General features: G+C 65.1%; 17 protein-coding genes. 6 read left to right on the top strand and 11 right to left on the bottom strand.

What is annotated here, in order from left to right; all coding sequences use genetic code 11:
* Positions 1-133: 133 nt before the first annotated feature.
* A complete protein-coding gene (locus tag AB1451_01075; GenBank protein MEW6681506.1) occupies positions 134-691 on the top strand; it encodes a hypothetical protein in 558 nt (185 codons plus the stop codon).
* A 37-nt stretch (positions 692-728) separates the two neighbouring features.
* Here the strand turns inward: AB1451_01075 and AB1451_01070 are convergent, their stop codons facing one another.
* From AB1451_01070 to AB1451_01055, 4 genes are all read right to left on the bottom strand, one after another.
* Positions 729-914, bottom strand: coding sequence for a hypothetical protein (locus tag AB1451_01070; protein ID MEW6681505.1), 186 nt, complete (start codon positions 912-914; stop codon positions 729-731).
* A gap of 84 nt (positions 915-998) precedes the next feature.
* Entirely contained in the window at positions 999-1142 is a 144-nt protein-coding gene (locus AB1451_01065; GenBank protein MEW6681504.1) for a hypothetical protein, read from the bottom strand.
* A 7-nt stretch (positions 1143-1149) separates the two neighbouring features.
* A complete protein-coding gene (locus tag AB1451_01060) occupies positions 1150-2373 on the bottom strand; it encodes an aminotransferase class I/II-fold pyridoxal phosphate-dependent enzyme (GenBank protein MEW6681503.1) in 1224 nt (407 codons plus the stop codon).
* Positions 2374-2383: 10 nt separating this feature from the next.
* Positions 2384-3340 carry an NAD-dependent epimerase/dehydratase family protein gene (locus tag AB1451_01055; GenBank protein MEW6681502.1) on the bottom strand — a complete coding sequence of 319 codons (957 nt, stop codon included), beginning with the start codon at positions 3338-3340 and terminating at the stop codon, positions 2384-2386.
* Between the two features lie 152 nt (positions 3341-3492).
* Here AB1451_01055 and AB1451_01050 point away from each other — a divergent pair, with 152 nt between their 5' ends.
* The 4 genes from AB1451_01050 (at position 3493) to AB1451_01035 (ending at position 7371) form a co-directional block, all read left to right on the top strand.
* Positions 3493-4182 (top strand): hypothetical protein, encoded by a 690-nt coding sequence (locus AB1451_01050; protein MEW6681501.1) that lies wholly within the window; start codon positions 3493-3495, stop codon positions 4180-4182.
* A gap of 54 nt (positions 4183-4236) precedes the next feature.
* Positions 4237-4845, top strand: coding sequence for a penicillin-binding protein activator LpoB (locus AB1451_01045; GenBank protein ID MEW6681500.1), 609 nt, complete (start codon positions 4237-4239; stop codon positions 4843-4845).
* Between the two features lie 104 nt (positions 4846-4949).
* Positions 4950-6278, top strand: coding sequence for a hypothetical protein (locus tag AB1451_01040; GenBank protein MEW6681499.1), 1329 nt, complete (start codon positions 4950-4952; stop codon positions 6276-6278).
* Between the two features lies 1 nt (position 6279).
* Positions 6280-7371, top strand: a complete 1092-nt coding sequence (locus AB1451_01035; GenBank protein ID MEW6681498.1) for an LPP20 family lipoprotein — start codon at positions 6280-6282, stop codon at positions 7369-7371.
* A gap of 211 nt (positions 7372-7582) precedes the next feature.
* Here the strand turns inward: AB1451_01035 and AB1451_01030 are convergent, their stop codons facing one another.
* From AB1451_01030 to AB1451_01015, 4 genes are all read right to left on the bottom strand, one after another.
* Positions 7583-8644, bottom strand: a complete 1062-nt coding sequence (locus tag AB1451_01030) for a M28 family peptidase (protein ID MEW6681497.1) — start codon at positions 8642-8644, stop codon at positions 7583-7585.
* A complete protein-coding gene (locus AB1451_01025; GenBank protein ID MEW6681496.1) occupies positions 8641-9366 on the bottom strand; it encodes a gamma-glutamyl-gamma-aminobutyrate hydrolase family protein in 726 nt (241 codons plus the stop codon). The genes AB1451_01030 and AB1451_01025 overlap by 4 nt, the downstream gene beginning before the upstream one ends.
* An 85-nt stretch (positions 9367-9451) precedes the next feature.
* Positions 9452-9733 carry a hypothetical protein gene (locus AB1451_01020; GenBank protein MEW6681495.1) on the bottom strand — a complete coding sequence of 94 codons (282 nt, stop codon included), beginning with the start codon at positions 9731-9733 and terminating at the stop codon, positions 9452-9454.
* Positions 9734-9971: 238 nt separating this feature from the next.
* A complete protein-coding gene (locus AB1451_01015; protein MEW6681494.1) occupies positions 9972-10685 on the bottom strand; it encodes a hypothetical protein in 714 nt (237 codons plus the stop codon).
* A gap of 119 nt (positions 10686-10804) precedes the next feature.
* On the opposite strand from AB1451_01015, the gene AB1451_01010 reads away from it, so the two are divergent.
* Positions 10805-11626, top strand: coding sequence for an alpha/beta hydrolase (locus tag AB1451_01010; GenBank protein MEW6681493.1), 822 nt, complete (start codon positions 10805-10807; stop codon positions 11624-11626).
* A 117-nt stretch (positions 11627-11743) separates the two neighbouring features.
* Here AB1451_01010 and AB1451_01005 read toward each other — a convergent pair whose 3' ends face one another.
* The 3 genes from AB1451_01005 to AB1451_00995 all read right to left on the bottom strand — a co-directional run bounded on the left by AB1451_01005 (position 11744) and on the right by AB1451_00995 (position 13446).
* Entirely contained in the window at positions 11744-12322 is a 579-nt protein-coding gene (locus tag AB1451_01005) for a hypothetical protein (GenBank protein MEW6681492.1), read from the bottom strand.
* Between the two features lie 176 nt (positions 12323-12498).
* Positions 12499-12663: a YHS domain-containing protein gene (locus tag AB1451_01000; GenBank protein MEW6681491.1), complete on the bottom strand. Its 165-nt coding sequence runs from the start codon at positions 12661-12663 to the stop codon at positions 12499-12501.
* Positions 12664-12723: 60 nt separating this feature from the next.
* Complete coding sequence (locus AB1451_00995; GenBank protein ID MEW6681490.1) at positions 12724-13446, bottom strand: hypothetical protein; 723 nt, start codon at positions 13444-13446, stop codon at positions 12724-12726.
* Between the last annotated feature and the right edge of the window lie 24 nt (positions 13447-13470).

Genomic DNA, 13470 nt, shown 5'->3' with positions numbered 1-13470 from the left:
CCGCGTCCAGGCCGGAGCATCGAGCCCAAGGAGCGCCACCTCCAACGGCTGTTCCTGCTGGTCGCTGAAATCAACCCCCGGCCGTCGTAGAATACGCGCACCTAGCCGCCACCGGAGTCGGTTCGGATGTACCATGCCTGAATCGTCAGCACGCAGCGCCACACTCGAAACGGCACGACGGAACGTCGATGCGGCTATTCGGATGCTCTTCAGCGGTGAAGATCCTCTGCCTGTGCATCTGGTGGCGGCCTCCGCCTTCCGCGTTCTGCACGATCTCGCTCAAACCAGTCGCACGGAAGCCCGGGACAGCGTGATCAAACTGTTCCTGATCCCAGGGGGAGAAGAAATATTTTACCGCGCGCTCAATGACGCGGTGGCTCTCTCCGAGCACGCTGAGGACCCCGGCGCAATGCTGCAGGCGTGCACGGATGAGCGCAACGATTTCGAAATCGCCATTTCCTGTTTGTACCTCGAATGCCTCGAAGCCAAGACCAGCCCCGAAGCACAGGCCTTTCTATGGTGGTTCGCAACCATGTACCCCCACGTGATGAAGGCCGATCGGTTCTTCAAGGCGTCGCTCCCCACCGAAGACTTTCAATGGCTCCGAGGCGCACCTCGATCCAAGCAGCTTCAATTCGGGGATACGATCCTCAGGTTGGTACGCCGTAACAGGCTGACTGCACAGTCGTAACTCCGCCTTCGGGCTTCCGAGAGGCGGGCTGCCGCGCTCAGTCCTGCGCCGTGTAGCTCAACCCGGTCATCCGGACCACGCCGACCGGTCGCTCGGGCACGGGCTGGCTCTCGATCTCGGCTTCGGTCGGCTGGACCTTAGACGCGACGGCGGACAGGAGATACCCCACGCCCAGGATCGCGACGGCGCCGAGGGACAGCGGGAGAGTCTTCACGGATCGCATAAAATCACCTCATCATCACGAACGCTGGGCTCGCAAGGAACGCTCCCTGGCTGAGAGCGTGAGGCTCTATCCGAAGGGTAGAACTCAAGAATAGCCCGGTACGCGTTCCGAGGTCAAGATCTGTTGCCCCACACCCCACGCCGCCAGTTGGATGGTCACGTTGAAGGACGGGTCGATGCGCTTGGGTATCGCGTTGAGCACGTCGAGCAAGGCACGGCGGACTTCCAACCGCTGATCAGCCCTGAAACGTCTTCAGGACCGCCAGCACGTGGTCGATATCGTGGTCGGTTTGGTCAGCGGTGACCTGCAGCCGAATCTCGTCTTCGCCTCTCGGCACCACCGGGTACGCGAGCCCGGTGACGAGAATGTCGTGGTTGAAGCAATGACGCACCAATGCCGCGGTCTTGGCCGGGTCCCGGATCAGGATGGGGACGATCGGGTGTTCGCCCGGGATCGTTTCCAAGCCCAAGCCCACGAGCCCTGCTCTCATCCGGGCGGCCAAGCCACGGAGGTGCTTCAAGCGCGCCGCCCCCTCGGGGCTGTCCAGGATCTCAAGGGATGCGAGTGCCGCGGCGGCTTCTCCCGGGGTAATCGGGTTGGAGTAAATGTAGGACGGCGCGGTTTCTCTCAGGTAGGTGATCACGCGCACGCTGGAGACCGCGTATCCCCCATTGACGCCGAAGGCCTTGCCCAAGGTGCCGATCAGGATATCCGCGCGGCCGCCCGTGAACTCCTCGGTGCCGCGCCCAGTACGGCCGAACGTGCCCACGCCGTGCGAATCGTCCACCACGGTGAGCACGCCTTCCGGGTAGCCCGCATCGTAGCGCTCGCACATCGCGGCGATCCGTTCCAACGGCGCGTGATCCCCGCGCATGCTGAACACTCCGTCGGTTACTACCACGGCGCGCGTTGCCCGTCCCTGGTGCGTCTGCAGGGCCCGCTCCAACTCCGCAAGGTCCAGATGCGGGTACACGGCCTTGTGCGCCGGGCGGGCCAGGCGGATGGCGGTGATGATGCAGTTGTGATTGAGCGCGTCGCTGACGACGAGCGTGTTGTCGCCGATGAGTTGGGGGAGCACGCCGACCACGGTCGCATACGCCGCGCTCATGACCATGGCCGCGTCGCGGCCGTGGAACGCGGCCAGCCGGTGCTCCAACTCGACGTGGGGTCGATACGTCCCGCTGATGAACCGCACCGCGCCCGGGCCCGCGCCGAACGCCTCGGTGGCGCGGGCGTCGGCGTGGATGACCCGCGCGTGGAGCGCCAGGCCCAAATACGAGTTCGAGTTCATGCGCAGGAACGCCCGGTCCCCGCATCCATCCAGGAAATAGCGCGGACCACCCTCGCCCCGCCCCGGCTTCACGCCGATGATGATGTGCTCGCGCCCCTTGAGCCTGCCCGCGGCCTCCAGGTCCTCGAGGGCGCGGGCCAGTAGCGGCTCGATTTTGCCTTGCGGCATCGCGTCTCCCTCACGCGGGCCTAGGGTGTCGCGAGAGCCTGTCCAGCATGTCCTTGGCCATGGCATGCAGATCGAACGTCGGTCGCCAACCCCACTCCTCGCGCGCCGCGCGATCATCCATGTGCCGGGGCCACGAGTCCGCGATGGCCTGGCGCACCGGGTCAATCCTGTAGCTGATCGAAAAATCGGGGATGTGTCGCCGAATGGCCGCAGCCAGGTCCTGCGGCGCCGCGCTCATGGCCGTGACGTTGTACGCGTTGCGGTGCCGCAAGCGTGTGCCGTCCACCTCCATGAGTTGCATCGCGGCGCGAACGGCATCTGGCATGTACATCAGGTCGAGGCGCGTGTCGGGTTTGAGAAAACATTCGTACCGCCGGTCCTTCAACGCCGCGTAGAAGATATGCACCGCGTAATCCGTGGTGCCGCCGCCGGGCAAGGTCTTGGAAGAAACCAGACCCGGATACCTGAGGCCACGGGTGTCCACGCCGTACCGCCGGTGATAGTAGTCGCACCACAACTCCCCGGTGACCTTCGTGATCCCATACATCGTGTTCGGACGTTGGATGGTGTCCTGCGGCGTGTGCTCGGCCGGCGTCGACGGTCCGAACGCGGCGATGGAGCTCGGGAAGAATACCGCACAGCCATACTCGCGGCCGGCCTCCAGCACGTTGATCAAGCCGTTCACATTGACGTCCCACGCGAGTTGCGGCTGTTCTTCCGCGGTGGCGGAGAGCAGCGAGGCGAGGTGCACGATCGTGTCGATGCGGTGCTCGACGATGGCGGCGTGGAGCGCGGTGCGGTCCCGCACGTCCAACGAGCACCACGGACCCGACTCGGCCAACTCGGGATCCGGCCGGCGCGTGTGCACACCGGCCAGCACGCATTCGCCTCCGTACCGTCGCCGCAAGGCGGGCGTGAGTTCGGAACCGATTTGTCCCGTGGCGCCGGTGACGAGAATATTCTTCATGGCTGGGGGTACCGCCCGTGACCCGGCTCCCCGAGCGTGACGTGAGCGAGTCGCCTGAATACTTGGGCTCAGTATAGGGAAATGCCGCGGTCGTGCTCAAGCCCGTTGCGCCGCGCGCTCACGTCCATCCCTAGTGACTCGCTTCCAGGTCTATGTTATGGTTTGCGGTCGTGGATCGGGCCGCGTCGCTGCGCGTGCCCGGTCGGGTGGTCGGGTCGGACACGGTGTCGCTATTCGCCGGATCGCGGAGGGAGTGGGACATGTCGAACACGAAGGTCATGACGAGGATGCTGGTCGTGGTGGCGGTCGGGATCTTGGCGGGCTGCGGGGGCAAGCAAGCGCTCATGCCCAAGGAAACCCCGGCCTGGGTGATCAAGGGAAGCGGCGCGTTCAAGGACGCGGGCGAGCACGTGTTCTACGGCGTGGGAGCCGTCACCGGCGTCCACAACAAGCCCCTGGCCGTGACCTCCGCGGAGAACCGGGCCCGGGCCGAGGTGGCCAAGGTGTTCGAGACGTATTCCGCCTCGCTGATGAAGGACTACGCGGCCTCCACCACCGGCGGCGCGGCGATCACGGCCGAGACCCCGAGCAGCGAGGAACAGCACATCGAACAGACCATCAAGACCTTCTCCGCGGTCACGTTGTCCGGGGTGATGATCGTAGACCGCTGGGAGGACCCCAACAACGCCACCATCTACTCGCTGGCGCGGCTCGACCTCAAGGCGTTCGAGGACCAGGTCAAGAAAATGCAGGTGTTGAACGCCAATGTGAAGGCCTACATCAAGGAGAACGCGGAGCGGGCGTTCGACGACCTCGCGGCCGAGGAGGATCGGCGTCGCTAGCGTTTTGATTTCGGATCGGGAGACGATGCCCGCGCACAGAGACAGGAGGACTCGATGAAACACATGGTGATGGCAGTGGCAGCCCTGGCGTTGGTCATCGGCGTCGCGGCCGGCGGCTGCGCGAAGAAACAGGTCTCGCGGGTGGACGTGGGCGAGACCATCGACCTGAGCGGCCGGTGGAACGACACGGACTCCCGCATGGTGGCCGAGGCCATGGTCTCGGAAGCCCTCTCGCGCCCGTGGGTGGACAAACACCTCAAGCAGCACCGCAAGGAGCCCACAGTCATCGTGGGCACCGTGGTCAACCGCAGCCACGAACACATCAGCGTCCCGACGTTCACCAAGGACCTGGAACGCGAGTTGACCAACTCGGGCCGGGTACAGTTCGTGGCGTCCAAGGGTGAGCGCGAAGAGCTCCGCGAGGAACGGACCGAGCAGCAGACCCACGCCAGCGAAGAGACCGCGAAGGGCCTGGGCAAGGAGATCGGCGCGGATTACATGCTCAAGGGAGAAATCAACAGCATCGAGGACGAGGAAGGCCGGGAAAAGGTGGTCTATTACCAGGTCACCCTGGAAATGATCGACCTGGAAACCAACGTCAAGGTCTGGTTCGGCGACAAGAAGATCAAAAAACTGGTCGAGCGGCGCCGGTTCGGGTTCTGACGCGCCCAGGCTGTTCGCCTCCCGTGGCATCGCCCTCTACCGCTGGCCGCGGCTTGCGGGCCTCCTGCTCCCGGCTCATTATCGGGTGGCTCGGGGGATGGCTCGTGGGGATGCTCGCGGCCTGTGCGCCTCCCACTCAGCACTACGTGCGCGTGGAGACGTCCCTGGCCCAGGCGCGTTTTGCCGACGCCGACCACTTGGTTGAGGAACACGCCCGACACTACGGGCGCAAGAACCAAGTCCTGTACGCGCTCGACCGCGCCATGACGCTGCATTACGCCGGGCGATACGAGGAGAGCAACCGCTTCCTCGAGCGCGCCGAACTCCTCATCGATGACCTATTCACCAAGAGCGTCACCGCGGAAGCCCGCGCCATGTTCAGCAACGATCTCACGCTGCCGTATGAAGGCGAAGATTTCGAGACGGTCTTGATCAACGTGGTCAGCGCTCTGAACTACGCGCTCCTGGGCGAGTGGGATGATGCGCTGGTCGAAGCCCGCAAGGTCGACCATAAACTCAACGTCATCAACGACCGCTACGCAAAGAAGAACGTCTATCGCGAGGACGCGTTCGCCCGCTACTTGTCGGGCATCCTTTACGAAGGCCGGGGCGAACTCAACGACGCGTTCATCGCGTATCGCAACGCCTACGACACCTATCGCGTCTACCTTGAGCAATACGGCACCCCCATCCCACCGACCCTTCCGGCCGACCTATTGCGCGTCACCGAAGCCCTGGACCTGACCGATGAACACGCGCACTACCGCGAACTCTTTCCCGCTGCCACTTGGATCAGGCAGCGCGACTTCAGGACCCAAGCCGAGCTCATCATCGTCAGCTACGACGGGCTGGCCCCCGTCAAGGTGAACGAGTTCGTGGACGCGCCGATTCCCGACGGCTCGGGCGGCGTCTATATCCTTCGCGTCGCATTCCCGAAGTTCGTGCCGAGACCCACCGGCCTGAGCGGCGCCGACGTGCGCGTGGTAGGCGAAGCCGGCGTCGCGGGGTCGCAATCCACGTTTCTGCAACGCACGTTTCTAGTGGAAGACATCACGGCGATCGCCCAGAAAGACCTGGCCGATCGCATCGGCCGCATTTCGGCCAAAGCCATTGCGCGCGCGGCCGCCAAATACGCGGCCACCAGGGCGGCCGAGCACGGGGTGAACCAGTCAAAGGGCGACGGGAGCGGCGCCATCGTGGGGTTGCTCGGCAACCTCTACGGCCTGGCGTCCGAACAGGCGGACACGCGCAGTTGGCGCACGCTGCCTGGAGCCATCCGGATGGCGCGGATCTTGGTGCCCCCGGGGCGGTATACCGTGGAGATCGTACCGGACGGAGCGCCCGGCGCGACCACCACCCGCGACGTGACGCTGGCAGCCGGGCGCAAGCTCTTCATCGCGGAGCGCGCGGTCGGGACCGTCTCCGCGTATTGACGTGGCGACCCGGCGCCCCGCGCTCGCATTCGGACCCTCGCTGGTGCTGGCAAGCGCCCTGCTCGCGTGCGCGACCACCGGTATTCTGACCGCCCGCGAGCCCGACTGGGTGGAGGGGCGCAGCGCGCGCTATCCCGACGCAAGCTACGTGACCGGCGTGGGCCGCGCCGACAACCCCGAGGCCGCCGAGGACCGGGCTTACGCCGCGGTATCCCGGGTGTTCTCCGCGCAGATCTCACAGCGCACCACCGAGTGGGAGCGCTACCTACAGGCCGATGACTCGGGCAAGACCGCGTCGCAACGCGACATCTCGATCGACCAGGTCACCAAGGTGTCCACCGGCAAGGTGCTGGAGCACGTGGCCATTGCCGAGCGGTATCACAACGCGAACACCGGGGCCTACTATGCCCTGGCGACCATGGATCGGCGGCAGGCCGCGGCCACGCTGCGCGAACGCATCGCGGGCCTCGACCGAGAAATCGACGCGCTGCTCCACTCGTCCCAGCGCAGCGATGACCCGTTGGGCCGGATACGCGCCCTCCACTTGGCGGTGAGACTTCTGCTGCTCCGCGACGCGTACCATACCGACCTGCAGATCGTGGACCCGTCCGGACGCGGCGCTGATCCACTGACCCGGCTTAGAACCGTCAGACTCCAGTTGCAGCGCGACCTCGAACAACACGTGCACATTGCGCTCGAGGTCACGGGTGACGAGCCCGCCGCAATCCGGAGCGCGCTCACCCAGGGCCTCAACACCTACGGCTTGCCGGTCAGCGGCGCGGACGGGGCTCCCGCGGACATCGTCATCCGGGGCGCGGCCACCTTCGAGTCCGTGGATCACATGCCCCAGGGACCGTTCGTTCGCTGGACCGCCAGCTTCGACCTGCTGGATCGATCCACCGACCAGATCATCGGATCCATTCGTCGCAACGGCCGCGAAGGCCATCTGACGGAACCGGAAGCGCGGGCCCGCGCGCTGCGCGCCGCGCAGCACGCCGTGTCGGACGATGCGGGCCGCACCCTGGCTGCGTTTCTATTCGGCACTGACACTGATTTCGCCTCACCACCCTCATCCCAGGAGCCCCGACCATGAGGCACTTCACTTGGAGACACGTCACTTGGAGGCACGCAATTTGGCTGTTGGTCACGCTGGTTATTGTTCCGGCACTCCTGCCCGCCTGTTCGTCACCCCAGCCGCGACACGACTATGAAAAGACGCGCAGCCACGCGGACGACGCCCAGCGCGACCTGCAATCAGAGGAAGAAAGGCACCGGTAACGCCACACCCTTGTCGGTCGGCGAATCTACTCGACGAGTTCCGGGAGATCCTGCGGGGGAATCACGTCCGGCTCGGTCGGCCGGCGCGGCGAGACGGTTCCGGTGACGCCGCCTGCCAGATCCGCCACCACGATCTCCAGCCCCGCGACCACGCGCGCCAGGCGTTCGAAGTCCACCTGATCCGGGATGTCCCCTTCGGCGTGGTACGCGGGGTAGCGGTACAGGGCGGTGTCCGTGACCATGATCGCGCGATAACCCTCCTGCCAGAACGACCAGTGATCCGACCATCCCACCCCGGGCAGGCGCTCGGGCACGGCGCCGCCTTCCGAAGGGATCGACGCGTGGCTGCGGAATGCCCTCAGAGCGCGCTTGAGCAGGCCCCGCGACCCCAAGTTGCTCACGAAGGCGATGAAGTTGCCGGTGTCGGGGTAGATCCAACGAAGCACCGAAGGGTAGCGCTGGGAGTTGGGCTCGTCGGTGAAGTAGCCCATGGTCTCCAAGCTGATCATCGCCGCAATGCGCTCGCCGCGTGCCTTGGAGCGTTTGGCGTAGACCACGCTCCCCATGCGCGCGGTGTGCGCGAACGGCGCCTCTTCGTTGGCAAAGGCCACGAAGCGCAGCGTGCGGGCGGTTTGGCGGGTGACAAAGTACTCGGCCAGGGCCAGGAGCGACGCCACGCCGCTTGCGTTGTCGTTCGCGCCCGGCGAGTCAGGGACCGTGTCGTAGTGCGCGCCGACGACGACCACCTCGTCCGCCGAGGTGGAGCCCCTTTGTTCGACCTCAAGATTGTCGTATGGGCGCCCGTCCAGCTCATAACGTTGCCGGTGTACCTCGTAGCCCGCGGCCTCCAGCGCGCCGTCGATGTAATCCGCCGCGGCCAGCAGTTCGTCGTAGTGCAGAACGTTGCGTTCGCCGATCTCGCCGGCCAGGGCCTCCACGTCGCGGGCCAGGCGCGCGCTGAGCGCCGCCTCACGCTGGGTGGGCGGCGCAAGAGGGCCGCTCACGCTCGCGCCGGGCATCCAAAACATCGCGCCGAGCCACCAGAGCAGACCGACGACCACCAGGCCCGCGACAATCAGTCCGGTCATGGCCCAGCGCACGCGGTCAGGAATCCTTTCATGATGGCGTCGGACGAGGGATGCGGCCAGCGTTCGGGATGCCACTGGACGCCCAACACGAACCGGTTGGCCGTGTGTTCGATCGCCTCGATGGTCCCGTCGCTCGCTCGGGCGACCACCCGGGTGTTGGGCCCAAGGCTCCGCACCGCCTGGTGGTGATGACTGTTGACGAGCGCGCTCGCGCGGCCGATCAACCGCACGAGCATACTTCCGGGTGCGATCGTGATGCGGTGCGACGAGTCGGTGTGTCTCGGGCCACGGTGGATCACCCGCGAACGCCGACCCGCCGCGCGGTGTTCGATCGGGATGTCCTGATACAGGGTCGCGCCCAGGGCCACCGCGAGGACCTGGATGCCGCGACACACGGCCAGGATCGGGACATCGTCTTTGAGGGCGGCCGCGAGCAGACCCAGCTCGAACGCGTCGCGAGGTTCGTTGATTCGCTCGCAGTACCGGTTGCGTTCCCCGTACCGCTCGGGCGCGAGGTCTTCCCCGCCCAGGAACAGCAGGCCGCGCGCCGAGCGTGGAACCGGTTCACCCGGCGACACCAGACACGGTGCGCCCCCGCTGCGCGTCACCCAGCGCAGGTACGGCCGCACGCCGCGCAGCACCGCGTTGTCACGCGACTTGATGATCACGGCGATCGAAACCTCGCCGCTCAGATCCGGCTTGGAGGGGCGGCCCTTCTTCACCCGATGCTCCTGTCTGCCGACGCTCGCGAGCATACCACACGGTGTCGGCTCGGGGGCGTTGGGCTGGACCTCACGGCTGCTGAGCTTACGAACCGCTCGGCGCTGCCCCTGCTTCGAAGTCCTTGGACAGCACGATCTCGATCTCGTCCTGCTCGGACATTCCGCGATTTCGAACCCGCGCGGTCCACCCGGGATAACGACGGAGCGCCGCGAACACCGCCCTCAACACCTCGCCCTTGATCGCCCCGTCCCACTCGCGCAGCCACTGATACTGATCGTCGTCCCCGTCATAATCCTCCGGAAACGCCGCCTCGAGACTGACACGAAGCGTAAATGTCTTCTCTTCTTTGAACGCGCGGGATGACATTGACCAAACGAGATTCCTACAACCGACCGATGCCTGCACTTCGCCCGTTCAGCAGCGGTCAGATGCCCCCTTCGGGGACTTCCGGCATCCGTCCTCTCGAAGGTGGGTCGCCAGGCGCCGCGAGCACCGGACCTGTAGGGGCGTATTGCAATACGCCCCTACCACGACGTGAGGACCGGATGCGCAGCGGCAACGCCGCAGATGGCCGCGGCTGGACGGGCGAGGGCGCGTCCGCGCCCTACCGGACGCCGGCGAAGAGGTGGGCGACCAACTCCTCCGCACACCGCTCCGCCGCGGCCCCGAGCCGCTCCCTCAGCTCCGCGCCGTCAGCGGCAGTGAGATCGGCCAGAAGCGTTCCCTTCGACGCCTCCTCCTCCGATCCGTCGCACTTGGTCTGCCAGACGACCCGTCGGCGGGAGAGATCGATCAAGCGACCGCTGGCCTCGAGTCGTACGTGGTAACGCGTCCAGAACTTCTTATCATAGGCAAGGCCCCAGCGAAGCGTGGTGACCTCAAGCAGCCAGCCGTCAGGGCCCGCCGCGCCAGTCCCGGCCTCGAGACGATCGTCGGTCAACACGCGCCGGTCTGACGGGTCGCGCTGCACCCCCAACTCGAACGCGAGGGCCTCGAACACCTTGTCCCCGACGCTGACGGCCGGGTCGTCGAGCGCATACTCCTCTTCCATCGGCGCATCGCCCGCGCTCCGGCCGGGAGTGACGAGCGTGCCACCGGACACCCCGAAGAGCGAATCCACCACCGAGTTGCCGGGGTCCGAGACCACAAACCCGGGCGGCTTCTGGCGCGCCAGTTTGAGCGGAGGTCCGTCCTTCAGCGCCGACAGGCTGTCGTGGTCGATCTTCACATTCCGAGCCGCGCAGGCCGATATCACGGTCAACGCGAGGCTCAGCGCAATCCATATCCTCCACCACCTTAACGGTCGATTCCCAGTCATCAGCGTTCCATGCCCCGAGTTCGCGGCAGTTCACCACACCATGGGGGCGGAAAGCAAGTACGACAACCACGTTGACGGACGACCCGCACCTTCGTACCATCGCGGGCGAGGGAGGTCGCGTGCGGATCGTGGTGTTGGTCGGCGTCAGCGTGCTCGTTGCTCTGGCGGCCATCAGCGGCGCGATGGTACTGATGGAGGACCGCTTCATCTACTTTCCAGCCGCCGACCTCTCGGCAACGCCCCGCTCCCTTGGCCTGCGGTTTGAAGATCGTTGGCTCACCACCGACGACGGCGTCCGGCTGCACGCCTGGCACATCCCGAACCCGGAGGCCCGCTACACCGCGATCGACTTTCACGGCAACGCGGGCAACCTCGGCGATCGCGTATACCACTACGCGCAATGGCATCGAGCGGGGCTTGCCGTGTACGCCGTGGACTACCGCGGTTACGGACGCAGCGCGGGGACCCCTTCGGAAGACGGGTTGTACCGCGACGCCCGGTCCGTGTGGGCAGACGTGACGAGTGAACTCGCCGTGCCTCCCGACCGCGTGGTCGTGGTGGGACGCAGTCTGGGGACCGGGCCCGCCACGCAGCTCGCGACCGAAGTACGACCGGCCGGCCTCGTGCTGGAAAGCCCGATGACCAGCATTCCGGACATGGCGCGCGTGGCGTACCCCTGGCTCCCGGTCTCATTTATGATACGCACACGATTCGACAACCTGAGCAAGATCACATCCGTGACGTGCCCGTTGATGGTGATCCACGCGGCGGAAGACGAGATCATTCCCGAATGGATGGGGCGCCGCCTGTTCGAGGCGGCTCGTGACCCCAAGCTCTGGGTATCGGTCGCGGGCAGGCACAACGACTTCGACGATGTCTCGGCCGAGGCGTACGAAGCCGCGTGGCGCGCGTTCCTGGGTTCCCTTCCTCCGCCCGTATGAACCCTAGGTTCGAAAAGCCTGGCGAGTGGATTGCCTCGGCCGGCCGATTGAAGGCCGATCTTGCAGCAGAATGTTGCGTAATCCCGGGATAAAGGACGTGAGCCGGGCGGCGTGACGTTACGATCGAGAGAAGCGATCGACCATCTCTTCGGTGCCTTGGCGATGATCGCGTGAGGCCAGGCATTGCCACGCCAACCAACCCCACACCCCGATCATGCCCAACCATCCGACGCCCGCCGCGAATCCGGCGATCGCGGTGTCGGACGACAGCACACCCCAACGGCTGAAGATGGTGGTCCAATCGTGCTCGCCACCGCCGACCAAGGGCAGAACTTGCGCCCTAGCGTCGGCCATGTAACGCGCAATGTTCAAGAAGTTCTCGAAGAACCAAAACCCCGTCACTGCAACGCCCACGGCTTCGCGTCTCGCCCAAAACGCGGCCGCGATGCCGGCCGGGATCGCGAGTTGGCCCAGCGTACCGCCGTACAATCCCAAGGTCGATCCCAGGATGCCAAAGATCGGGTGCCCGGCTTCGTGAAACACCAGGTTGGCGTCATCGATGATCCGTACCCATCCGCTCTCCGCGGCCGTGAGGAGATAGACGATCCAGGCAAACCCGAGCGACGCCAGCGCGAGGTGCCAATGCAACACCGGCCGCCACGCCTCCTGGGACCACTCACGCAGACGTTCAAACATGCTCCCTCGTTATACGCGTATCCCGCCGGACCACGGCTCACGCGTCGCAAGCATCTACGGCGGGCAAGGGAAGAGCATAGCCCCTTTTCCCGCTGGAACAAGTATCGATCCGCGACGATCTCATGTGTCGGTCTCGGACAGCCCGCGCCTCGCATAAGCGAGAGTCCACCGAGGAATCATCTCTTCTCCTTAGTTTCTCCCGAGACGAAGCGTTCGGGCGCAGCGTCGAATTTCGCCAAACAGTTCGCGCTGCAGAAATAATAGGTCTTCCCTGCCGCGATTCTCTGTCCCACCGCGCGCAAGGGATCTACCAACATGCCGCACACCGGATCTTTTTCCATGGTCGCGTCTCCTTTCCAGTCGTCGGAAAGCTTTTCGTTCTCACGCCTGCGTCCGTGGCCTCACGCTTCATGGCCATCCCCAACCCTTGTCAACCACATCTCCCACAGTGAGATGAGGATCTGAGCCGCGAGCGCCAGCCCCATCAAGATACCGCCAATGATCACGGTGTACGCGAAGACCGGCTCATACTTGGTGACCCACCAGGATCCGATGTCCAGCCAGATCGCGATGAAGGGAAGAAGCACGATGACCAGCCGCAGCCGCTTGTTGATCTCGGTCAGCGCGAAGATGAGGCCAGTCAAGAGAAAGACAAAACTCATGCCGAACAAATGGACGTGGCTCACACGCGCCAGCGCGCGCACGGATTGTCCCAAATCGACCTCAGCCACTGTTGTAACTTCTTGATAGCTCGTCAATGGTGGAATCGGATAACCGGACTCCGCGCTGTGGCACGATACGCAGTTCTTTGCAAACAGCGGTTGAACCGTCTCATAGTCCGCGGCCGCGGCCCCGTTGCGGATCCACCCGATTATGTCGGCCTTCTCGGCCGGGCTGATCTTGTCCGCCATGGAGCCGTTGAGGGCGACCTCCAGCCGCGTATTCCCGCGGTTTCCGTAGTATTTGATGATCGTGGCCTGAACGAGATTCATCCTCATCTTCCCGTGAGGCTCGACATCCAGGAGAAAGAGGTAGGTGATAGCCAGAACGTAACCCAGCCCTACGGTGATCAGGAAGCAACTGAACAGCCACCGAACGGTCACCGGAAGGCCCCGGAGCGTCAACCGCCCTCCTATTGCCACATTCCT

Source organism: Nitrospirota bacterium (assembly GCA_040757335.1).
Classification (GTDB): Bacteria; Nitrospirota; Nitrospiria; order 2-01-FULL-66-17; family 2-01-FULL-66-17; genus JBFLXB01.
Note: the sequence above shows the minus strand (reverse complement) of the source record. Positions and strands in the feature narration are given on the sequence as shown.